21 protein-coding genes are annotated in these 21745 nt (G+C 69.4%); 4 read left to right on the plus strand and 17 right to left on the minus strand.

The window, feature by feature from the left end; translation table 11 throughout:
• Window positions 1-9 precede the first annotated feature (9 nt).
• Complete coding sequence (locus HWY37_RS24345) at window positions 10-1176, minus strand: substrate-binding protein (RefSeq protein WP_176090033.1); 1167 nt, start codon at window positions 1174-1176, stop codon at window positions 10-12.
• A gap of 38 nt (window positions 1177-1214) precedes the next feature.
• Window positions 1215-2099 carry a nitrilase family protein gene (locus HWY37_RS24350; protein ID WP_175209563.1) on the minus strand — a complete coding sequence of 295 codons (885 nt, stop codon included), beginning with the start codon at window positions 2097-2099 and terminating at the stop codon, window positions 1215-1217.
• Between the two features lie 277 nt (window positions 2100-2376).
• On the opposite strand from HWY37_RS24350, the gene HWY37_RS24355 reads away from it, so the two are divergent.
• The gene (locus HWY37_RS24355; RefSeq protein ID WP_175209562.1) at window positions 2377-2997 is read left to right on the plus strand and encodes a chorismate--pyruvate lyase family protein; all 621 of its coding nucleotides are present in this window, start codon (window positions 2377-2379) and stop codon (window positions 2995-2997) included.
• 10 nt (window positions 2998-3007) lie between these two features.
• Here HWY37_RS24355 and HWY37_RS24360 read toward each other — a convergent pair whose 3' ends face one another.
• The 14 genes from HWY37_RS24360 to HWY37_RS24425 form a co-directional block, all read right to left on the minus strand.
• Window positions 3008-3871: an isocitrate lyase/PEP mutase family protein gene (locus HWY37_RS24360; RefSeq protein ID WP_175209561.1), complete on the minus strand. Its 864-nt coding sequence runs from the start codon at window positions 3869-3871 to the stop codon at window positions 3008-3010.
• A gap of 13 nt (window positions 3872-3884) precedes the next feature.
• Window positions 3885-5282, minus strand: coding sequence for an FAD-dependent oxidoreductase (locus tag HWY37_RS24365; protein WP_246302392.1), 1398 nt, complete (start codon window positions 5280-5282; stop codon window positions 3885-3887).
• Window positions 5279-5887, minus strand: a complete 609-nt coding sequence (locus HWY37_RS24370) for a cysteine hydrolase family protein (protein ID WP_175209560.1) — start codon at window positions 5885-5887, stop codon at window positions 5279-5281. Before HWY37_RS24370 ends, HWY37_RS24365 begins: the two co-directional genes overlap by 4 nt.
• A gap of 25 nt (window positions 5888-5912) precedes the next feature.
• Entirely contained in the window at window positions 5913-7958 is a 2046-nt protein-coding gene (locus HWY37_RS24375; protein WP_176090034.1) for a hydantoinase/oxoprolinase family protein, read from the minus strand.
• Complete coding sequence (locus HWY37_RS24380; protein ID WP_176090035.1) at window positions 7955-9625, minus strand: hydantoinase B/oxoprolinase family protein; 1671 nt, start codon at window positions 9623-9625, stop codon at window positions 7955-7957. The genes HWY37_RS24375 and HWY37_RS24380 overlap by 4 nt, the downstream gene beginning before the upstream one ends.
• A 10-nt stretch (window positions 9626-9635) precedes the next feature.
• Entirely contained in the window at window positions 9636-10136 is a 501-nt protein-coding gene (locus HWY37_RS24385) for a LeuD/DmdB family oxidoreductase small subunit (protein WP_176090036.1), read from the minus strand.
• On the minus strand, window positions 10133-11401 hold the full coding sequence (locus HWY37_RS24390; protein ID WP_176090037.1) for a 3-isopropylmalate dehydratase large subunit: 1269 nt from the start codon (window positions 11399-11401) through the stop codon (window positions 10133-10135). Before HWY37_RS24390 ends, HWY37_RS24385 begins: the two co-directional genes overlap by 4 nt.
• A gap of 2 nt (window positions 11402-11403) precedes the next feature.
• Window positions 11404-12114 (minus strand): ABC transporter ATP-binding protein, encoded by a 711-nt coding sequence (locus HWY37_RS24395; protein ID WP_175209555.1) that lies wholly within the window; start codon window positions 12112-12114, stop codon window positions 11404-11406.
• Window positions 12111-12866 carry an ABC transporter ATP-binding protein gene (locus HWY37_RS24400; RefSeq protein ID WP_175209554.1) on the minus strand — a complete coding sequence of 252 codons (756 nt, stop codon included), beginning with the start codon at window positions 12864-12866 and terminating at the stop codon, window positions 12111-12113. The genes HWY37_RS24395 and HWY37_RS24400 overlap by 4 nt, the downstream gene beginning before the upstream one ends.
• On the minus strand, window positions 12859-13830 hold the full coding sequence (locus HWY37_RS24405; protein ID WP_176090038.1) for a branched-chain amino acid ABC transporter permease: 972 nt from the start codon (window positions 13828-13830) through the stop codon (window positions 12859-12861). The genes HWY37_RS24400 and HWY37_RS24405 overlap by 8 nt, the downstream gene beginning before the upstream one ends.
• Before the next feature lie 2 nt (window positions 13831-13832).
• Window positions 13833-14705, minus strand: coding sequence for a branched-chain amino acid ABC transporter permease (locus HWY37_RS24410; protein ID WP_175209552.1), 873 nt, complete (start codon window positions 14703-14705; stop codon window positions 13833-13835).
• 2 nt (window positions 14706-14707) lie between these two features.
• Window positions 14708-15913, minus strand: coding sequence for an ABC transporter substrate-binding protein (locus HWY37_RS24415; protein WP_175209551.1), 1206 nt, complete (start codon window positions 15911-15913; stop codon window positions 14708-14710).
• Between the two features lie 17 nt (window positions 15914-15930).
• Window positions 15931-16728: a GntR family transcriptional regulator gene (locus HWY37_RS24420; RefSeq protein ID WP_176090039.1), complete on the minus strand. Its 798-nt coding sequence runs from the start codon at window positions 16726-16728 to the stop codon at window positions 15931-15933.
• Window positions 16729-16790: 62 nt separating this feature from the next.
• The gene (locus HWY37_RS24425; protein WP_176090040.1) at window positions 16791-18503 is read right to left on the minus strand and encodes a GGDEF domain-containing protein; all 1713 of its coding nucleotides are present in this window, start codon (window positions 18501-18503) and stop codon (window positions 16791-16793) included.
• Window positions 18504-18618: 115 nt separating this feature from the next.
• Between HWY37_RS24425 and HWY37_RS24430 the strand changes: the two genes are divergently transcribed.
• Both HWY37_RS24430 and HWY37_RS24435 read left to right on the plus strand, forming a co-directional pair.
• A complete protein-coding gene (locus HWY37_RS24430) occupies window positions 18619-19260 on the plus strand; it encodes a hypothetical protein (RefSeq protein ID WP_176090041.1) in 642 nt (213 codons plus the stop codon).
• The gene (locus HWY37_RS24435) at window positions 19253-20371 is read left to right on the plus strand and encodes a hypothetical protein (protein ID WP_176090042.1); all 1119 of its coding nucleotides are present in this window, start codon (window positions 19253-19255) and stop codon (window positions 20369-20371) included. Before HWY37_RS24430 ends, HWY37_RS24435 begins: the two co-directional genes overlap by 8 nt.
• A 19-nt stretch (window positions 20372-20390) precedes the next feature.
• On the opposite strand, the gene HWY37_RS24440 is transcribed toward HWY37_RS24435, so the two are convergent.
• Complete coding sequence (locus tag HWY37_RS24440) at window positions 20391-20927, minus strand: YaeQ family protein (RefSeq protein WP_175209546.1); 537 nt, start codon at window positions 20925-20927, stop codon at window positions 20391-20393.
• Between the two features lie 150 nt (window positions 20928-21077).
• Between HWY37_RS24440 and HWY37_RS24445 the strand changes: the two genes are divergently transcribed.
• The gene (locus HWY37_RS24445) at window positions 21078-21722 is read left to right on the plus strand and encodes a LysE family translocator (protein WP_176090043.1); all 645 of its coding nucleotides are present in this window, start codon (window positions 21078-21080) and stop codon (window positions 21720-21722) included.
• Window positions 21723-21745: the final 23 nt, after the last annotated feature.

Below are 21745 nucleotides of genomic sequence, written 5' to 3' on the forward strand. Positions count from 1 at the left end.
CCCCGATCGTCACTTGAGGTCCGGGCATTGCGCGCCCGGATCGACCTTGTCGAAGGTCTGCAGGATCTTGATGGAGCCATCCTGCTGCACCTGGCCCAGGCGCATGGTCAATGCCGCGTGGCGCTGCCGGTCCATCTTCACGGGACCGCGCGGACCGTCGAACGACACCTCGCTCAGGGCCTGCACCACCTTGGCCGAATCGGTGCCGCCCGCCTTCTCGACCGCCGCCTTGTAGAGATAGAAGGCTTCGTACTGGGGCGCGGAGAACTCGTTGGCGGTCTTGGCGTCGCTGCCGAACTTGGCCTTCAGGCCATCCAGGAACTTGTGATTCTGCGGCGTATCGATGCTGGTCAGGTACGAGGCCGACATGTACATGCCCACCGCCGTATCGCCCATGGTCTTGGCCGTGCCTTCGTCGATCGCCAGGTTGCCGTAGGGCATGGACAGGCCCGCCGCCTGGACCTGCTTGGCCAGGCTGACGTTGGGTCCGCCGCCCGCGGTCGAGCTGATCAGCGCGTCCGGATTGGTCGAGCGTATCTTGGAGACTACCGGCGTCCAATCGGAGCCATCGATGGGCAGGTATTCCTCGCCCACCACGCGCCCGCCCTGCTTCTCGATGTAGTCGCGCGTGAACTTCAGCATGCCGCGGCCGAAGGCGTAGTCGCTGCCCACCAGGAAGAAGGTCTTGGCCTTGCGCTCCTTCATGAAATGGTCGACCACCGGCGCCACCTGCTGCTCCGGCACCCAGCCGTTCACGTGCAGCCAGCGGTTGCAGGAACGGCCCTCGTAGAACGAGGTGTAGATGTACGGCACCTTGCCGCGCGACACGATGGGCAGCGCCGCATTGCGCGCCGCGCTGGTTTCCATGGCGATGATGGCGTCGACCTTCTTCTGGAACACCAGGGTGTCGTAGGCCTTCTGCGCGCCGACCGCGCCCGAGGCGTCGTCGGCGATTTCCAGCACGATCTGGCGGCCCAGGATGCCGCCGGCCGCATTGATCTCGTCGGCGGCCAGCTGCGAGGCCTGCACCACGCCGGGCGCCACCACGCTGTTGGCGCCCGACAGGCCGACCGGGACGCCGATGCGCAGCGGCTCGGCGGCATGCGCGCCGCCCGCGGCGGCCAGCAATGCGACAAACGACAGGCGGATCCGGCAGCTATTGAATAGGCTCTTCATGGGTTTTCTCCTTGGGGGGGAACGGCCTGGGCCGTGGCTTAGCGCGGGCCTGCGCCGGCGCCCAACTGCTCGTCATAGATGTCGCGGCGCCTGTCGCGCAGCACGTGGTTGAAATCATTCAATTGGCGCGCCCGGCGCGACGCCCGCAGGTCTATCGGCGCCAGCAACACTTCCTCCTGGTCGATGCTGGCCGGGCCGGCCGCGATCCAGCCCTGGGAGCCCACGATCAGGCTGCGGCCCACGAAGGGCTGGCCGCGCTCGGTGCCCACGCGGTCCGCGCACACCACCGTCAGGCCGTTGCTATGGGCGCCGCCCATGGTCAGCGCGTGGGCCATGACCGGCCCGTCGCGCGTCTGTCCCGGCATCGGCACCCAGTTGGTCGGCACCGCCACGATGTCCGCGCCGCGCACCGCCAGCAGCCGGTAGACCTCGGGAAACCAGCCGTCGTAGCAGATCGCCACGCCGATGCGGCCCAGCTCGGTGTCGAACACCGGCAAGCCCAGGTCGCCGGCTTCGAAATACAGGTTCTCGTCGCCCCACAGATGCAGCTTGCGGTAGGTCCCCATGTAGCCCTGCGGACCGGCGATCAGGGCGGAGTTGTACAGACGGCCACCGCAGCGTTCGGCGATGCCCGCCACCAGGTAGATGCCCAGCCGCTGCGCCAGCGCGATCCAGGCCTGCGAGCTGGGCCCTTCCGGCACCACCTCGGCCAGGGCATGAGCTTCCTCGCGGCTTTCGAACATGTAGCCCGTGTTCGCCAATTCGGGCAGCACCACCAGCCGCGCGCCCTGGGCCGCGGCCTGCTCCACCAGTTCAATCGAACGCGCGATATTGGCGGTGACTTCGCCGATGGCGGGCTCCATCTGCACGCTGGCCACCCAGGTCACGGAGGCGGGGGAACGAAGCGGATCCGACGCTTGCATGCGAACTCCATACTCAGAAATTGAAAACGAAAAAGCCCCCGACCACGCTGTGCGTGCAAGTCGGGGGCTCTTATAGCCAGACTGAATGTTCAGGCAGCAATTATTGCTGCGGGGTACTGCAAGCCGTTCTGGTCAATGTTGACCGTGTGCAAATGATAGGGAGGCGCGGGTTCCTGGGACAATAAGTGCTTTCCCGGACGATATTCCGGCGCCGGCCTGGCGCTGCGTCACTGCGACGCATGGGGACCGTTGGCCGGGCTTGGCATAATACGCAGCCATGAGCAAACCCGCAGCACATCATCCTCCTCTTGCCGCAGGCTGGCTGGCCAGCGCGCCGCCCATCCTGCCCCGTGCCCCGCGCCATTGGCTGTTCCGCCCCGGCGCGCTGACGGCCGGCCTGCGCCAGGTCGGCCAGGTGCGGCTGCGGGTGCTGGCCGAGTATGCCGATGGCGCGCCGCCGGACGAAGCCCGCGCGATGGGCATCGCGCCCGGCGCGCCCGTCTGGATCCGCGAAGTGCTGATGTCGGTGAACGGCGTGGACAGCGTGCCCGCCCGCAGCCTGACGCCGCTGCGCGCGTCCCATGGCTCGTGGCAAGGCATGCGCCGCCTGCTGACCCGTCCGCTGGCTGACATGCTCTACCACGACAGCACGGTCGCGCGTTCGCCCTTCGCCTGCCGCCGCCTGGCCTCGCCGGTGCCCTTCCATGCCACCGCGCTGGGCGCTTTACCCGCCAGCCAGCGCGATCTCGATGGCGGCCGCATCTGGGCCCGCCGCTCCGTCTTCTGGCGCCAGGGCCAGCCGCTGCTGGTGGCCGAGTGCTTCCTGCCCGCGTTCTGGGAGCTGATCGCCGGTCAGCCCGTGCCGCCCTTGGTGCCGCACCAGCGCACGCCGCGCTGAGGCGCTTGCCTCAGCCCTCGTAGCGCCGTCCGCGCTCCAGCAGCTCGGGCGTGCCGATCACGGCGTTCAAGCCGTCGAAATCCAGCATGCCTTCGCGCCATGGCGCGGTGGTGCCGTGTTGGCGCAGGCTGGCGTAGTAGCCCTGCAAGGTGTGCGCCACCGCGCGCGCCGTGCCGCCCGGGAAGATCACGATGCGGAATCCCAGCGCGGTCAGGGCGTCGGCGCTTTGCACCGGGGTCTTGCCGCCTTCGACCATATTGGCCAACAAGGGAACGCGATGCGCAAAGCGGCTGCACGCCGCCTGCATCTGCTCCGGCGTGCGCAGCGCTTCGATGAACAGCGCGTCCGCGCCCGCTTCCAGATACGACTCGGCGCGGTCCAGCGCGGCTTCCAGGCCTTCCACTGCCAGCGCGTCGGTGCGCGCCAGGATCAGGGTCGAGGCATGGACGCGCGCATCCGCCGCGGCTTGCAGCTTGCCGCGCATTTCGCCGGCGGGGATCACGGTCTTGCCGTCCAGGTGGCCGCAGCGCTTGGGAAAGGTCTGGTCCTCCAGCTGGATCATGGCGGCGCCCGCGCGCTCCAGGCCGCGCACCGTGCGCTGCGTGTTCAAGGCGTTGCCGAAGCCCGTATCCGCATCCACGATGACAGGCGTGGCCACCCGTTCGGTGATGCGGGCCAGCGTGTCCTCGACTTCACTATAGGTGGTCAGCCCGATGTCCGAGCGGCCCAGCCGCGTGTACGCGATCGAAGCGCCCGACAGGTACAGCGCGCCAAAGCCCGCCTGCTCGGCGATCAGCGCGGACAGGGCGTCGTAGACGCCGGGGGCCAGCACGGCGCCGCCGGCCAGCTGTGATTGCAGATTCTGTTTTTGCATAGTCAGTTGAATCCTAGGAAAGCTCGCGGCCCAGCAAGGACGCGGCGGTCGCTGCGGCAATGTGGCCGCCGGCCACCGCGCTGAGCAGGCCGTTGCCGGACAGGTAGCCGGACACCTCATTGCCCGATACGCCGCGCGCGGCGCCGCCCGCGGCCAGCAGGTTAGGCAGCGCCCTGCCCGCCTGGTCCAGCACGCGGCAATGCGCGTCGATGTCCAGCCCGCCCTGCGTATGGAATAGCGCGCCGGTCACCTTGACGGCGTGGTACGGCGCCTGCAAGGCGCGCTCGAAGCGCCGGCCGTGCGCGTCGGACATGCCCGGCGCCGCGTCCGCCAGGGTTTGGCGCAACACGCCGGCATCGCAGCCGATCAGCGCCGCCAGCGCCGCGCTGTCCGCGCACGTCTTGAGCGCCTGGCCCGCCTCGGCATCGACAAAGTCCGGAAAGCCGCGCGCCAGCGCCAGCGTGCGGTCGTCGAATACGTTCCAGGCCACTCCGCCCGGCTGCGCCAGCACATGGACAGCGGCCTCGGAATAGCCATGGGTTTCGTCGTGGAAACGGCGCCCTTCGCGGTTGATCTGCACGCCGCCATCCATCATCACGGCCCAGGAAATCAGCGCGCCCTGGGGCGTGGCCCAGGAGCCGTGGCCCTGGTATCCGCCCAGGTCCGCCAGACGCGCGCCCAGTTGCGCGCCCCATTCGATGGCGCTGCCGTCGTTGCCGACGTGACCACCGTAGACGGCCTCGCGCATGGCAGGCAGATGCTCGGCGACCATCGCCGCATTGCCGCCAAAGCCATTGCAGGCCAGCAGCAGCACGTCGCAGCCGATCACGTCGATGGAGCCGTCCGGCCGCTCGCAGCCCACCGCGGTGACGCGTCCGTCCTCGTCCGCCCAAATCTGCCGCGCCAGGGCGCGGGTCAGCAGATAGGCGCCGGCCTGCGTGGCGGCGCGCTCCAGCGCGGCGACCAGGGCCGCGCCGGTGCGCTCGGGCAAGGTGTGCATGCGGCGGGCGGTGTGGCCCGGATACAGGAAGCCGTCCAGCACCTCGAAGGCCAGGCCGTGGCGCGCCAGATTGTCCACCGCGGCCGCGGACGCGTCCGCATAGGCGGCGACCAGGTGCGCCGCCGCTTTTCCGCCGGCCTTGGCCTGGATATCGGCGGCAAAGCGTCGCGCGTCGTCTTCGATGCCGGCGGCACGCTGCGCCGCCGATCCCGCCGCGGGGATGAAGCCGGACGACAAGGCGGTGGAGCCGCTGGGCGCGGCATCGCGCTCGATCAGCACGGTCTCGATGCCGGCATCGGCCAGGCGCAACGCGGCGGTCAGGCCGCAGGCGCCCGCGCCGATGATGGCCACCGGCACATGCATCGCGTCCGCGCCGGGCGCGGCGCCACGCAGGACCTGCGGCCCCCTCACGAGGCCAGCCTGCCCAGGAAGTCCTGGCAGGACCACACTTCGGCCACGGTGTGCAGGTCCGCCAGCGCGGCATCGTGCATGGCCGGGGTGGGCGCGGCACAGCCGTCGGCCAGCACCGCCACGTGGTAGTCGCGCATATGGGCGTCGCGCGCCGTGCTGGCGACGCCGCCATTGGTGACGATGCCGGCGATCACCACGCTGGAAATGCCGGCGCGGCGCAGCACCCAGTCCAGTTGGGTGTTGAAGAAGGCGGAATACGCCACCTTCCAGACGGACACGTCCACCAGCCCGTCCAGCTCGGCGACATTGGCTTGCCCCTGCGAGCCGGCGACGAAATCGCCCTTGCGCAGGAACGGACGCAACTGCCTCAGGTGAGGCGAGATCATGGGTTCGCCGTGCGCGTCCGGCCACAAGGTGAACTGGCTGGACGCCACGAAGCCGCCCTGCTTCTTGAGCGCGCGGGCCACGGGCGCCACGCGGGCGGGCAAGGCGCGCGCCTGAGGGCTGACCGCGCCGCCGCGGTCGTAGGCGCCGCCGGGCGCCAGGAAGTCGTTCTGCAGGTCGATGATGACCAGCGCGGTACTACGGGGATCGAAGGCAGACATGGGCCGCTCCTGGGATTCGTTCACACTAGGCCTGGCGGGCGATCAGCAGATTGCCCAGGGAATCGACCTGGCCGGCAAAGCCGGGCTCGATCCAGATCGTGGTATCCGGCTGCTCCAGGATGGCGGGCCCCGCCACCTCGGCGCCCACCGGCAGGTCCAGGCGCGCGTAGCGCACGGCGTCGTGCCATTGGCCGCCGTGGAAGACCGCCTGCGTGCCCAGCGCGGCCGGCATGTCGGTGCTGGTCGGCGCCAGCAGCGCCAGGTCGAACTTGGGCCGCTGGCCGATGCGCGCATAGCGCAGGTTCAGGATGCGCACCGCGATGCCTTCCAGGCTGCGGCCGAAGGCGGCGCGGTAGGCGCGATCGAAGGCCGCGCCGATGCCGGCGCGGTTCAGCTCGCCGCGGCCGATTTCCACCCGCACGGTATGGCTCTGGCCGACGTACAGCATGTCCAGCTCGATGCTTTCGCGTATGCCCTCGAAGCCCACGCCGGCGGAATCCAGCCGTTCCTGGCAGGCCAGCGCCAGGCCGTCGATGCGGGCCAGCAGGTCGTCGGCGTCCAGCGCGTTCAGCGCCACGTTCAGCGTCTGCACGCCGTCGTGCCGCATGTCCGCCATGACGCAGCCCAGGGCCGAGGTCACGCCCGGATAGCGCGGCACGATGCCGCGGGCGGCGTCCACCTCGTTCATCATGGCGCAGACGTGCAGCGCGCCGCCGCCGCCGAACGGCATGTAGGCGAACTTGCGCGGGTCATGGCCGCGCTCGATGGAAACCACGCGGATGGCGCCCGCCATCTTGGCGTTGGCCACGGTCAGGATCGCTTCGGCCGCGGCATGCACGTCCAGTCCCAGCGGCTTGGCCACGTGCTCCTCGATGGCGGCGCGCGCCAGCTCCACGTCCATCTGCGCCAGCAGGCCGCCGCCCAGCGGGCGCTCGGCCGCGATGCGGCCCAGCAGCACGTTGGCGTCGGTGACGGTGGGCCGGGTATTGCCGCGGCCGTAGCAGGCCGGCCCCGGGATGCTGCCGGCGGACTCGGGCCCCACCTGCAGCAGGCCGCCCGCGTCCACGCTGGCGATCGAGCCGCCGCCCGCGCCTATGGTCTCGATCTGGATCATGGGCGCGCGCACCACCATGCCGAAGTCGATGGCGGTCTGCGCCGACAGCGAGGCTTCCCCGCCCGCCACCAGCGACACGTCGAACGAGGTGCCGCCCATGTCGCCGCTGACCACGTTGGGAAAACCGGCGGCGCGCGCGATGGCGGCGCAGGCGATCACGCCCGCGGCCGGGCCGGACAGCGCGGTGCGCACCGGCACGTCGCAGGCGGTCTGGCGCGACATCACGCCGCCATTGCTCTGCACCACCAGCAGCTCGCCGCCGAAGCCGTTGTCCTTCAGGTCCGATTCCAGCCTGGTCAGATAGCTGCCCACCACCGGCTGCAGCGAGGCGTTGAGCACCGCCGTGGAGCAACGCTCGAATTCGCGGATCTCGGGCAGCACCTCGGTCGCGGCGGTGACATTGCCATTGGGCCACAGCGCACGCACGCAGGCCGCGGCCTGCGCCTCGTTGACGGGGTTGGCATAGGCGTTGACGAAGAACAGGCAGACCGCGTCGCAGCCCTGCTCCAGCAGCTGCCGGGCCGCGGCCTCGACCTGGGCCAGGTCCACCGGCGTATGCACGGTGCCGTCGGCCAGCACCCGCTCGTCGACTTCCAGGCGCAGGTCGCGCGGGACCACGGGTTCATAGTTGCCGCGCAGGCCCCAGGTCTGGGGCCGGTCGCGCCGGCGCATTTCCAGCACGTCGCGAAAGCCCGCCGTGGTGATGATGCCGGTGCGCGCCACCTTGCGCTCCAGCAGCGCGTTGGTGCCCACCGTCGTGCCGTGCACGATGGTGGCGATGGCGTCCGCGCCATCGGCCACGCGTGCGATGCCGTTCATGAAGCCGCGCGCTTCCTCGCCGCGGGTCGAAGGCACCTTCACCACGCGGGCGCTGCCTCCGGCTTCGTCCAGCACGAATATGTCCGTGAACGTGCCGCCCACGTCCACGCCTACCACCAAGCCTTGTGCCGCGCTCATGCCGCCTGCTCCTTCAGATTTCCACCCACATAACCCATCTTGCGGTCGTGCTCGCGCGCCGCCTGCGTACGCGCGGCAGGCTCGCCGTAGCCGCCCCCGCCCGGCGTTTCCAGGCGCACCCGGTCGCCGCGCTTGAGCTGGATGCCCAGCATCTTCGAGCTCATGGGCGGGGTCTGCCAGCCGCCGTCCTGCTGATAGCGGAACACGTTCAGCGCCGCCTCCTGGCCGCCGGTGATGCCCTTGGGCGCGCTGCGGCCCCGCTCGCCGAAGATGAAGGCCTCGGCGCTGTCTTCCAGCAATTCGATTTCATAGATGGCGCCCAGCCCGCCGCGGTGCTGGCCGTCGCCCGCCGAATCCGGCCGCAGCGCCCATTGCGTGAACCGCACCGGATAGGCCGCTTCCAGGATCTCCAGCGGCGGAATGGTGGCCGTGGAAATGGGCGCGTTGCCGTGGCTGAGTCCGTCGCCGTCCGAATGGCCGCCGTGGCCGCCGCCGAAGAAGCTGAACATCACCCAGCGCTGGCCGCGCCGCGCTTCATCGCTGCGGTAGCCGGCGATCGACAAGGCGTTGATGGTGCCGTAGGCCTGCGCCAGCGCGCGGCGGGGCTCGGCCTGGGCCATGGCGCAGAAGATCACGTCGATCATGCGCAGGATGGTCTCGGTATAGCCGCCCACCGGCCGCGGACGGTCGGCCGAGATCACCAGACCGTCCGGCAGCACCACATCCACCGCGTCCAGCACGCCGGCATTGGCCGGCACGTCCGGGAACAGGTGCTTCAAGGCCACGTAGCAGGCCGGGATCGCCGTGGCGCGGGAGATGTTCACCGGGCCGGCGCAGGCCGGCGAGGTGCCGGTGAAATCCAGCGTCAGGCGCTCGCCGTCGACCCTGAGCTTGAGCGCGATGCGCAGCGGCTGGTCGCGCACGCCGTCGTTGTCCAGCATGTCCTCGAAGGCGTACTCGCCGTCGGGCAGGCGCGCGATATGGTCGCGCATCAGGCGGCGCGCCCGCTCGCGCAAGGTGTCCAGCGACTCCAGCACGGTAGCGTCGCCGTATTCGTCGAGCAGGCCGTCCAGCCGGCCGGCGCCCAGTTCCAGCGCCGCCAGCTGCCCGTTCAGGTCGCCCCACAGGCTGTCCGGCAGGCGGGTGTTGGCCTTCAGGATGGCCAGCACGTCCAGGTCCAGCACGCCCGCGCGCACGATGCGCACTGGCGGAATCTGCACGGCTTCCTGCCAGCACTCGGTGGCGGCGGGGTTGTAGTTGCCCGGCACGGCGCCACCCACGTCGTGCCAGTGGGCGGCGGACGCCAGGAAGCAGAACAGCTTGCCGCCGCGGAACACCGGTCGCACCAGCTTGAAATCGTTGGCGTGCGTGCCGCCTTCGTAGGGATCGTTGAACAGCCAGACGTCGCCGTCGACCATGCCGCCGCGTTCGGCGGCCGCCTTGGCCGCGGCCTTGACGGCGAAGGCCATCGCGCCCACGAACACCGGCAGGCCGGACTTGCCCTGCACCAGCGTGGCGCCGGTGGCCGCGTCGTACATGCCGTGGCAGGCGTCATGGGCTTCGGCAATGATGGGATTGAACGCGCTGCGGTACAGCGTGGCGTCCATCTCGTCCGCAATCTGTTCCAGGCGGCCCTTGAGGACCGCGAGTGTGACGGGATCTAGCATGATGTGGTTCCTAATGAGTCTTGCGCTGTTTCAGCAGATTCAGCAGTCCGCCGGCCTGCACCATTTCCAGCAGGAAGGCGGGCACGGTGTCGCAATGCAGTTCCGCGGCGTCACCCGCGGCACGGCGGATGCGGCCGTCGGCGGGATCCAGGGCGATGCGTTCGCCCTCTTGCAGGGTTTCGGCCTGCTCGCAGGTCAGGAGCAGCAGGCCCACGTTGAAGGCATTGCGGAAGTACAGGCCATTGAAGGACGGCGCGACCACCGCGGCGATGCCCAGGCGCACCAGCGCCGCGGCCGCCTGCTCCCGCGAGGAGCCGATGCCGAAGTTGGGCCCGGCCACCAGCACGTCGCCGGGCCGGGCGTTGGCGGCAAACTCGGGCCGTACCCGTTGCAGGCAATGGCGCGCGATCTCGTCAATGCCGAATTTCATGTAGGCGCCCGGCGCCAGCGCGTCGGTGTCGATATCCGCGCCCACGCGCCAGACGCGGTGCGTCAGAGACTGCTCGCTCATGCCATGAACTCCCGGGGATCGGCGATGCGGCCGGCGACCGCCGACGCCGCCACCGTGTAGGGTGAGGCCAGGTAGACCTGGGCCGTTTCCGAGCCCATGCGCCCCTTGAAATTGCGCGCCGTGGTGGAAATGACGCTGGCTCCGTCGGGGATCGACCCGCCGTAGCCGGCGCAAGCGCCGCAGGACGTGGCCAGCACGTCGGCGCCGGCCTCGCGCAGCGCCTGCATCACGCCTTCGGCTTCGGCCTGGCGCTGGTCCTTTTGGCTGGCCGGCGCCACCATCAGCCGCATGCCGGCGGCCAGCCGCCGGCCGCGCAGCACGCTGGCCGCGGCGCGCAGGTCCTCGAGCTTGGCGCCCGTGCAGGCGCCGATATAGGCGACCTGCACCGGCACGTCGGCATACTGGTCCACGTCGCGGGCGTTGGCCGGGCTATGCGGAGCGGCCACCTGCGGCGCCAGCGCCGCGGCGTCGAAGTCGTGCCATTCGGCCGATGCGCCTTCGTCACTGCGCCAGCGCGCCAGATCCAGTTCCTGCGTCACGCCCGCCTCGCGCAGATAGGCCGCGGTGGTTTCGTCGGGTGCGATCAGGCCCACCTGCGAGCCCAGCTCGGCGCTCATGTTGGACAGGGTCATGCGCTCCTGCATGGACAGCGCGCGCACCGCTTCGCCGCAGAATTCCACCGCCTGGTAGCGGCCGCCGTTCATGCCGTAGCGGCCTATCATGCGCAGCATCATGTCCTTGGCCGTCACGCCCTCGGCCAGGCGGCCTTTCCAGCGCATCATCAGGGTCTGGGGCACCTTCACCCAGATCTGCCCGGTGACCGCCACGCCCAGCATCTCGGTGCTGCCGATGCCGAACATATAGGCGCCGAACGCGCCGCCGGTGGGCGAATGCGAATCCCCGCCCACGCAGAACATGCCGGGGCGGATATGGCCGTGCTGCGGCACCACCACGTGGCAGATGCCGAGCGAGTCGTAGACGTTGGGCAGCCGCTGTTCGGCCGCCCAATCGCGCGCGATGCGCACGATGCGGCGCGACTCGTCGTCGGATTCGGGCACATAGTGGTCGATGACCAGCACCACCTTGGACGGATCCCACAGCGTGGCGCCCAGTTCCTGCAGCATGGGCTGCAGGCGGCGCGGACCGCTGGAGTCGTGGAACATGGCCAGGTCGACCGCACAGGTGACGATCTCGCCCTCGGCGACGGACGAACGGCCGCAGGCCGCCGCGATCAGCTTCTGGGCCAGCGTTTGAGGCTCAGCCATGGCTACATCCCGAGATAGGCCCGGCGCACGTCGTCGCTGGCCATCAGTTCCGGACAGGCGCCGCTATAGCGCACCGCCCCGTTTTCCAGCACGTAGGCGCGCTGTCCCGTCTCCAGGGACTGCCCCACGTTCTGCTCGACCAGCAGGATCGCCAGCCCCTCGTCATGCAGGCGTCCGATCAGGCCGAACAGTTCCTCGACCATCAGCGGCGACAGGCCCAGCGAGGGTTCGTCCAGGATCAGGAGGCGCGGTTCGGCCATCAGGCCCCGGCCGATCGCCAGCATCTGCTGTTCGCCGCCAGACATGGTGCCGGCCAACTGCGCCAGACGTTCGCGCAGGCGCGGGAAGATGTGCAGCACCTTCTCCAGGTTGGCGGCGCGGCGCTCGCGCGCCCGGGTGAACGACCCGAGTTCAAGGTTTTCGCGCACGCTCAGATTGGGAAACACGCGCCGGCCTTCCGGCACCTGGATCAGCCCGGCCTTGACCACGTCGCGGTAATGGCGGCCGGTCAGGTCCTGTCCCTCGAAGCGCACCGTGCCGCCCCAGGGCCGGCACAGCCCGCAAACCGTGTTGTTCAAGGTGGACTTGCCGGCGCCGTTGCTGCCCAGCAGCACCACGATCTCGCCCTGGTCCACCCGCAGGTCGACGCCGCGCAGCACTTCCATGCGTCCGTAGCCGGCGCGCAATCCCTGGACTTCCAGCAGCGCGCTCATGCCGGCGCTCCCTGCGCGGCCAGCCTGGCCGCCGCGCCCTGGCCCAGATAGGCCTCGACCACCGCCGGATCGCGGGTGACCTCGCCGGGCGTGCCCGAGGCGATCAGCCGGCCTTGCGCCAGCACCCATACATGTTCGGCCAGGCTCATCACCGCGCGCATCACGTGTTCGATCATCAGCACGGTCACGCCGTCGTCGGCCAGTTTCTTCACCACCGGAATCATCTCGTCGATCTCGCTGGGGTTGAGCCCTGCCAGCACTTCGTCCAGCAGCAGCAGGCGCGGCCGCGTGGCCAGCGCGCGCGCCAGCTCCAGGCGCTTGCGCCCCGCCACCGTGAGGTCCGCCGCCGGCCGGTCCAGCAAGGCTTGCAGGTTGACGCGGGCGGCCACTTCCTCGGCCGCGGCCAGCGCCTCGCGGCGGTTGCCCAGACGCAGGTGCGCGCCCACGGCGATGTTCTGGCGCACCGTCTGGGCGCCGAAGGGCTGCACGATCTGGAAGGTGCGCGTCAGGCCCAGCCGCGCCGATTCGTGCGGCGGGCGGCCGGTGATGTCGGCGCCGCCGAAATGCACCGAGCCAGAACCGGGCTTGAGAAAGCCGGACAACAGGCCGAACAGCGTGGTCTTGCCCGCGCCGTTGGGACCGACCAGGGCCGTCAGCGAACCCTGGCGCACGTCCAGGCTCACGTCCTGGACCGCCTTCAGGCCGCCAAAGGTGATAGATAGATTGCGCGCTTGCAACAGGATCTCAGGCACGGGCGCGCTCCTTGGCGTTGAACAGACGGCCCAGCGCCTGCCCGCTGCCGGTGATGCCGCGAGGCAGGAACATCACGATCACGATGAGCACCACGCCGTAGATGACCATGCTGATGCCCGGCAATTCGCCGAACAGGTTGCGCGTCAGGTCGCTCAGCGCATGCAGCGTGACCGCTCCCAGCAGCGGTCCCCACAAGGTGCCCAGCCCGCCGACGATGGCGCCCACCAGGGCCTCCACCGACACGGCCGAACCGAAGGCGATGCCCGGATCGATGTACTGGAACACCTGCACGTAGAAGGCGCCCGCGGCGCTCATGAAGGCCGCCGACAGCGCAATGCCGCCGAGCTTGACCCGCAGCGGATTCACGCCGATGGCGCGCGCCGCGTCCTCGTTGTCGCGCACCGCCTGCAGGTACGCGCCGAAGCGCGAATGGCGGAGCCAGGCCGTGACCACCAGCGCCAGCAGCACGAAGCCCAGCAACAGGTAGATGTAGCCGCGGCGCGAACCGAACTGCATGTTCGCCACGCCCTCCTGCAGCGGCACCATCAGGCCCACGCCGCCTCCGGTGAACGACACCGACAGCGCCAGGATGCGGAACACCTCGGCGAACGCCAGCGTCACCAGCGCGAAATAGGAGCCCTTCAGGCCGTAGCGGAACGTCAGCCCGCCCACCGCCAGCCCGACCAGCGCGCCCAGCGCGATGGCCATGGGCAGCGCCAGCCAGGGATTGATGCCCAGGTTCAACTGCCCCAGCGCCTGGGCATAGGCGCCCACGCCGAAGAACAGCGCATGGCCGAACGACAGCTGGCCGCCATAGCCGCCCAGGATGTTCCAGGCCTGCGACAGCAGGGCCGCGTACAGCGACATCATCACGAAGGTCAGGGCGACGCCCGACTCCGTCAGCGCGGCGGCGGCCGCCAGCGCCGCGCCGAACAGCGCGATAGTCAATAGATCCTTGCCCATGCTCAGCCCCTCGCCCCGAACAGCCCCTGCGGGCGAAACAGCAGCACCGCGATGAAGATCGCGAAGATGCCCATCTGGCCCAGCGAGTCGCCCAGGAACAGGCCCCCGATGGACTCCACCACCCCGATCAGCAGGCCGCCCACCAGCGCGCCCACGAAGCTGCCCATGCCGCCCAGCACCACGATGGTGAAGGCCACCAGCACGAAGCCGCTGCCCACCTGCGGATTCACGTAATAGGCCGGCAGCAGGAAGCAGGCCGCCGCGCCCAGGCAGGCCATGCCTATGCCGAACGACAGCGCGTAGACCTTTTCCACGTCGATGCCCATGAGCTTGGCGCCCTGCTTTTCCTTGGCCACGGCGCGGATCGCGCGGCCCAGGTCGGTGCTGCGGATGATCCAGAACAGCACCGCCGCCACCGCCAGCGCGCCGCAGAAGGCGATGATCTTGGGCAAGGCGATCATGGCCGGCCCGATCTCCACCGTGGACAGCGTGTAGGCCGTGTCGATGGTGCGCGTGTCCGACTTGAACCACACCAGCGCCAGGTTCTCCAGCACGATGGCCAGGCCCAGCGTCACCAGCAGAATGTTCTCGTCCTTGCCGTGGCTGGCGCGGTTGATCACGTAGCGCTGCAGCGCGTAGCCCAGCGCGAACATGCCCGCCACCACCAGCGGCAAGGCGGCGTAGGGATCGATGCCCAGGCGGTCCTTGAGCAGGTACACGGCGTACAGCGCCACCATCAGAGCCGCGCCGTGGGCGAAGTTGATGATGTGCAGCACGCCGTAGATCAAGGTCAGGCCCAGGGCGATCAACGCGTACACCGCGCCCGTGGTCAGGCCGTTGAGCACCGAGGAAAAGAGGATGGCGGGATCGAGCACGCTCAGGCCTTCAACGGGAAGATGGCGTCGGCCTGGCGGTAGTCCGCCGGAATGACGACCTTGATGTCGCCGCCGATCACCTGCGTCAGCAAGGGCTGCGCGCCGGTGTTCTGGCCGTCCACGAACTTGGTCGGGCCGTAGGGCATGATGTGGTCCGAGAAGGTGCTGGACGCCAGCGCCTCGGTGATGGCGGCGCGGTCGGCGGACTTGGCGCGTTCCAGCGCGTCGGCCAGCAGCAGCACCGCGGTATAGGTCATGAACACCTCGTAGCTGAAGTAGGCGCCCTTTTCTTCGACGCGCGCCTTCAGCGGCGCCACGCGCGCATCCTTGGGATTGAACCAGTGGTTGCAGTCGATGATGCCGTTGGCGATGTCGGGGAATTCCTTCAGGAACTTGTAGCTGGAGGCCGCGCCGCCCAGCACCGAGTAGATCGCCTTGGGCTGCACCTTCTGCTGCTTCATCGCGCGCAGCAGCAAGGCGTATTCGTTGTAGTAGTTGGCCGGAATCACGATGTCCGGATTGAGGGACTTCATGCGCAGCACGATGTTGTTGAAGTCGCGGGTCGGGTTCGGGTGCTTGACCACGTCCTTGACCTCGAAGCCGTGCTGCGGCAGCGATTTCGACAGCAGCGCCGCGGTGCCGGTGCCGAACAGCGAATCCTCGTGCACGATCATCACGGTCTTGGCCGGCTTGCCCGCGGCGTCGTTCAGCGCCGCCAGGTCGGTGATGGCGCGTTCGCTACAGGCGCGGTAGCCCGGACCGAAACGGAAGGTGTTCTTCAGGCCGCGCTCGACGATCTGGTCGGCCACGCCCACGTCCACCACGTGCGGCAGGTTGTACTTGGCCGCGGTCTGGGTCGTGGCCAGGCAGATCGCCGAGGCGTAGGCGCCGACGATGGCCGACACGCCCGCCTCGTTCATCTTCTCGACTTCGGCCGAGCCCGCCTCGGGGCGCGATTGGGCGTCGCCCAGCACCGCCTCCAGCGGCGCGCCGCCCAGCGACTTGATGCCGCCGGCCTTGTTGATGTCCTCGATCGCCAGCAGCGCGCCCAGGCGGCATTGCTGGCCGGAATAGGCCAGCGCCCCCGTCACCGGATGCAGGATCCCGACCTTGACGGGCTTGGCGCCCTGGGCGCGGACCACCCACGGCGCCGAAACCAGGGCGGCCGCGGCGGCGGATTGATAGAGGAAAGTGCGGCGCGAATTCATGGGCGATCTCCGGGGGTTCAATGGAATTGGGCGGACAGCTCTTCGCTGACCCAGACCTTGGCGTCGATGCTGCCGACGCGTGACAGCTGCAACTGGTATTGATAGCGATCCGGCCGGTACAGGCCCTGCAGGAGCTGCACCGGACGCTCGTTCACGTCGCGCACGATGCGCGTCACGGCTAGTAGCGCGGAGCCCACGGCCACGTCCAGGTGGCGCGCGATCTGGGCGTCGGCCAGGCGCGCCGAAATGGTCTGCGTGGCGCCGCCGAACTCCACGCCGGCCGCTTCCAGCAGCATCAGCAGGGGTTCGCGCTCCAGGTCTTCGCGGGTGAAATCGGCCACGGCCTGCGGCACGTAGGTCGTGATGTGGGACAAGGGCCCGACCTCGGTGCTGCGCACCCGCAGGCTCTTGTGCACCGGCGCGCCAGGCGCCAGGTCCAGCGCTTCGGCCACCACGGGCGCCGCCGACACCAGCGTGCTGTCCAGCACCTGCACCGACGTGCGCAGGCCCATGTTGACGATGTTTTCGAGCAGGCCGGTCAGGTGGGCCTTCTGCTGCGGGCGAGCCTTGGGCGCGCTGGCGGGATTCGCCGCCGCGCGCAGCGGCCAGGTGCCCAGGCCGGGCCGGCGCGACACCAGGCCGTCGGCCACCAGCATTTCCATCGCCTTGCGGATGGTGATGCGGGCCACGTCGAATTGGTCGGCCAGCGCATGTTCCCCAGGCACGCCGTCCTGATCGAAACGCCCCTCCTGCACCTGTTCGCGCAGGACGAGGTAGATCTGGTGGTACTTCGGTAGCGGTAGTGACGTTCCCATGGCGGGAACTCTAGGGGTGTCCTAATGTACCGTCAATGGAACAAATGGCATTGCGGCTTGTTCTATCGGGAAAACACTGAGGGCGCCGACTCGATCCGGTTGCGTCCGCGTTGCTTGGCGTAATACAGCGCGCGGTCGCTGCGGCTGAGCGCCAATTCCGCGTCGGCGTCCAGGGTGTGCATGGTGGAGATGCCGATGCTGACCGTCAGCGGGATATGGCGGTCATCGCCCAGCGTGTACGGGGCGGCCGCGATGCGCTGCTGCACGCGCGTGGCGAAGGCATGCGCGCGTTCGATGTCGGTGTCCGGCAGCACCACGGCGAACTCCTCGCCGCCGATGCGTCCCACCAGGTCGACCGCGCGCAGCTGGGCCCGCAGCGTGTTGGCGAAGTGCTGCAGCACGCCATCGCCGATCGCGTGGCCCCAGGTGTCGTTGATGCGCTTGAAATGGTCCAGGTCGCACATCAGCACCGCCGCGCAATCGCTGCCCTGGCGCTTGATCCGGGCCAGCTCCGCGGCGATGCGCGACATGAAATGGCGGCGGTTCGGCAGCGTGGTCAGGGCGTCGGTCGCGGCCAGCTCGCGCAGCTCAAAATCGGCGCGCTTGCGGTCGGTGATATCGGTGACGAAGCCGTGCCAGACCACCGTGCCGTCGGGCCCCTGGCGCGGGCTGGCGTCGCCCTGGCGCCAGCGCACTCCCTGCTCCGGCAGGCAGACGCGGAACTCCAGATGCCAGGGCACGCACGCAGCCGCCGCGGCCCGCAGCGACGCGTGGTAATTGGCCACGTCCTCGGGATGCACGCGCTGCTCGATCGCCGCCGGGGTGGTATGGACGTCGTAGGGCATCAGTTCGAACATGTCCCAGATGCCGGCGCTGACGTACAGGAAGCGCGACCCGCCCTCGGGCCGCTGGCCGCACTGGAACACCATGCCGGGCACGGCGTCGGTCAGGTTGACCAGCAGGTCCGCCGTGCGCCGCAGGCGTTCCGACATCGCCCTCATGGCGCTGATGTCGGTGGTGGTGCCCATCATGCGCAAGGCCCGGCCCTGCGCGTCGCGGCTGACGACCTTGCCGCGGCTGCAGATCCACTTGTAGCTGCCGTCCTTGCAGAGGATGCGGTGTTCGACCTCGTAGCTTTCGGTCTTGCCGTCGAAATGCGCCTGCATGGCGGCGCGCACATAGTCGGCGTCCTCGGGGTGCAGGCGCTTGTAGGAGTCTTCGATGCGGTTGCTGACTTCGGCTTCGGAAAAGCCCAGCAAGGCCTTCCAGCCCGGCGAATACGTGATTTCGCCGGTTACGACGTTGCGGTCCCAGATGCCGGTGCCGCTGCCGGCGATGGCCATGGACAGGTTGCGCGCCTCGACTCGCCAACCATCTTCGGCCGCCCGTTCCGCCGCCAGGGCCTGGCGCTTCTCCACGGCCGCGGCGGCCAGCTCGGCGAAATCGCGCAGGGCGTCGCGCTCGTCGTCGCCGAAGTCCCGAGCTTGGCCGTGCAACAGCCTGAACGTGCCCAGCTGGCGGCCGTCGGCGGCGCGCAGCGGGCAGTCCACGGAAAAAGGGAGGGATCCGGATTCGGCGCCGGACGCCGGCAGAGCGCCTGCCTGCGCCTGCCAGACGCCATCGGCGTCGCTGCAGGCCACCAGCGCCATGTCGACGCCAAAGTGGCGCCTGGCCAGGCGCGCAAGCCGGTCCAAGGGACCGTCGAGCCCGGTTTGCACATTTTCCGCGCAGCCGGCGCGCGCAGATACAGGGGGGACGTCACCTGGTGTGGGCATTTCTGGACCTGATTCAACACGGATTATCGGTATGGTCATGCCGGTGACCATGACTGACATTCTGTCACGCTCTGCACCAAAATAGCAGCATTTTGAACGATATGATCGCCAGCCTATGGAACACCCTATCCGCGTGCCCTCAGGCTGGCTGCAACAGGCCCGGCTCCTGCTCCTGGCCTTGCTGCTGGGCCTCTATTGCGGCGCCGCCGGCGCCCAGCAACTCGACCTCCAGGCGGAAAATGCCCGCTACCGGCAATGGCTGACGGATTTCCGCGCCGACCTCCTGCGCCTGCGACAGTCTCCCGACCCGGCCGCGGCCGATATCGACAACCTGTTCGCGCAGACCATCGTGCCGGGTTCCCGCGCCACCCAGCTGGTCAAGACGCTGGCCGAGGCGCCGGGCGACTCCACCAGCGGCGAGATCCATTTCGCGGGCTTCGCGCGCGTCTTCCTGGCGGTCCTGGCCGACTCGGTGGTGGCGGGCGACGGCGGCGACTTCCCCGAGAGCCAGGCCAAGTACCAGAAACATGTACTGCGCGTCCGTTACATGCATGTGGACGGCGGCGGCCGGCTGGAACCCTATTTCAACAATCAAGAAGTCTTCAAGCCCTACCGCCTGCCCCAGGCCGGCACGCTGGAGCGCAACGCCTATCCCTTCCTGCTGTTCGAGGACCGCGACGGCAAATTGCGGCTGGGCGGCGTGTCCAAGGAGTTCTGGGACCTGGTGAAGTTCATGGATGCGCTGCAATATGCTTGAACGACTTGCCGTTGCCCTTGCCCTGAGCGCCATCGCCTATGCCGGCGGCGCGGCGGCGGCCTGCGGTCCCGCCCCCGCCGATTTCACCGCGCCCGTGGCGCTCAAGGCCGTGCCCGTGTCGGCCGGCCTGGGCGACGACCGCGTCCTGCTGGGCCTGCATGGCGAACGCATTGCCGCCCCCAACACGCCGGTCTGGGTGGACGAGACCGGCGACCCGTTGCCGCGGACCTGGATGGACAAGGTCGATTGGTCCGCCTATCGGCTGGACAGCGTCGACCAGGCGCCCGCGCGGCTCTATTTCGATGCCGACGGCCGGCTGTGCCGCGCCGAGCAATATGAGTTGCCGCCACACAACGCCCGCGGCGCCGCGCCGTTCCTGTCCGGCGGCTACGCGCTGGAATACGATGCTGCGGGCGCCCTGACGCGCGTGGTCGAGTACGAGCAGACGGAATACCGGCGGCCCGCCACCTACGCGGCAAGCCGCCAGACCTGCCTGAAACGCAACGCCCCGGGCGCGCTGAGCGCCTTCGTCAACGAGGGTTGCGGCAGCGAACAGGAGCCGCAAGGCGGCCGGTTCTATGCGCGCGACGCGGAAGGCCGCCTGCTGCGCGCCATCGACGCCACCGCGCAGGGCGGCGCCTTCCAGGTCCAGACCTATGACGCCGAAGGCCGGCCGCAGCAGCGCTATCTGCGCCGCTACTCTCCCGGGGAAAGCGACAGGTCCTATGCCGAGGTCCAGGCCGCGGAGCGGGACTCCCGCCCCTACGCGCTGAAACGGGAAGAACTGAACAGCCTGTCTGGCGAGGTTCCGGGCAACGAGTGGCGCATCGTGCGCATCGCCGACGAAATACCGGTGAACGACTCGGACATGCAATCCTGGGATCCGCGCACGCAGATCATCCTGGCCCAGGGCGTGACCGACCCGAAGGGCCGCGCGCCGCTGGCGGCGGACGTCCAGGAGCGCGTGTGGCAGGCCGTGAACGACAAGCCCGGCCGGATCTTCTGGTATTCGGACCCCATGAGCCGGGTGCTACTGGTGCCCGCGATGGACGAGGCCCGCTGGCGCGCCTGCGCCGATCCCGCGAACCAGGCCGCCGACGCCTGCGGCTGAGGCGGTCGGCCGGACCGCCTTAGCGCCAGCTCTCCGGCTCGACGCTGACCTCGCCCTTGTCGGCCGAGAAATACACCACGCCGTCGGAGATGTTGGCGTTCAGCCGCATGGTGCGCTCGGCCAGCTGGGCCAGGGCCCTGGTCTGGTCGGACGGCAGGTTGACGATCTTCAGGTTGCGGGTGCGTTCCAGCTTGTTCTTCACGCCGTCCCACCAGATCTTGCTGGCGGAGCCGCCGTAGCAGTAGACGATGACTTCGTCGGCGCGGCCGCAGGCGCGCAGGATGCGGCGCTCTTCGGGCTGGCCCACTTCGATCCACAGCTTGACCGCGCCGGTCAGGTCCTTGACCCACAGGTCGGGCTCGTCGGTGTCGCTCAGGCCCTTGGTGAAGGCCAGTTCCTCTTGCGCATGCAGGGCGTAGGCGACCAGCCGCACCATCATGCGCTCGTCGGTTTCCGAGGGATGGCGGGCGACCGTCAGCGAGTGGCTGCCGTAATAGTGGCGGTCGGTGTCGGCGACGTTGAGCTCGGCCTTGTAGATGGTGGCGCGCAGGGCCATGGTGAAAATCCGTTGAATGTGGCGAATTGCTGAAGGCCGCCATGATAACGCCTGCGGCGGTCGGGCAAGGCGCCGCAAGGCTGCGCCGGCAGGCCCGGCAGCGCTACACTGGCCCGCTGCGCCTCCGCCAATCCGCTGCCGGACTCTCCCATGACCGCCACCGCCGCCCTGCTCGCCTTTACCCTGGCCGCCGCCATCCTCACCGTGACCCCGGGCATGGACAGCGCCCTGGTGCTGCGCACCGCCGCCGTCGAAGGCGGCCGCCGCGCCCTCATGGCCGGCCTGGGCGTCGCCGCCGGCTGCCTGCTCTGGGGCGCCGTGGCGGCCCTGGGGCTGGGCTCGCTGCTGCTGGTGTCCACCCTGGCCTATGACGCGCTGCGCATCTGCGCGGCGCTGTACCTGTTCTACCTGGGGGTGAAACTGCTGTGGGGCACGCTGCCCGGCAAGCAGGCCGCCGATGGCGCCGCCGCCCGGCCCGCGCCGGCCGCGGCCGCCAGCGCCGGCGGCTGGTTCGTGCGCGGCTGCCTGACCAATGCGCTCAATCCCAAGATCGGGATCTTCTACATCACCTTCCTGCCCCAGTTCATCCCCGCGGGCGCGGACGTGCTGCGCTTCAGCCTGCTGCTGGCGGGCATCCACGCGGTGCTGGGCATATTGTGGTTTGCGGTGCTGGTGGCCGCGACGCGCCCGCTAGCGCGCTGGCTGTCGCGGCCGGCCGTGATGCGCGGCCTGGACCGCATGACGGGCGCGGTATTCATCGCCTTCGGCCTGAAGCTGGCGCTGGAGAAGCGCTAGCTTCAGGCCCGGCCGGCCGGCGC

The sequence above is a fragment of the Achromobacter anxifer genome (assembly GCF_903652925.1).
Lineage (GTDB): Bacteria > Pseudomonadota > Gammaproteobacteria > Burkholderiales > Burkholderiaceae_B > Achromobacter > Achromobacter anxifer.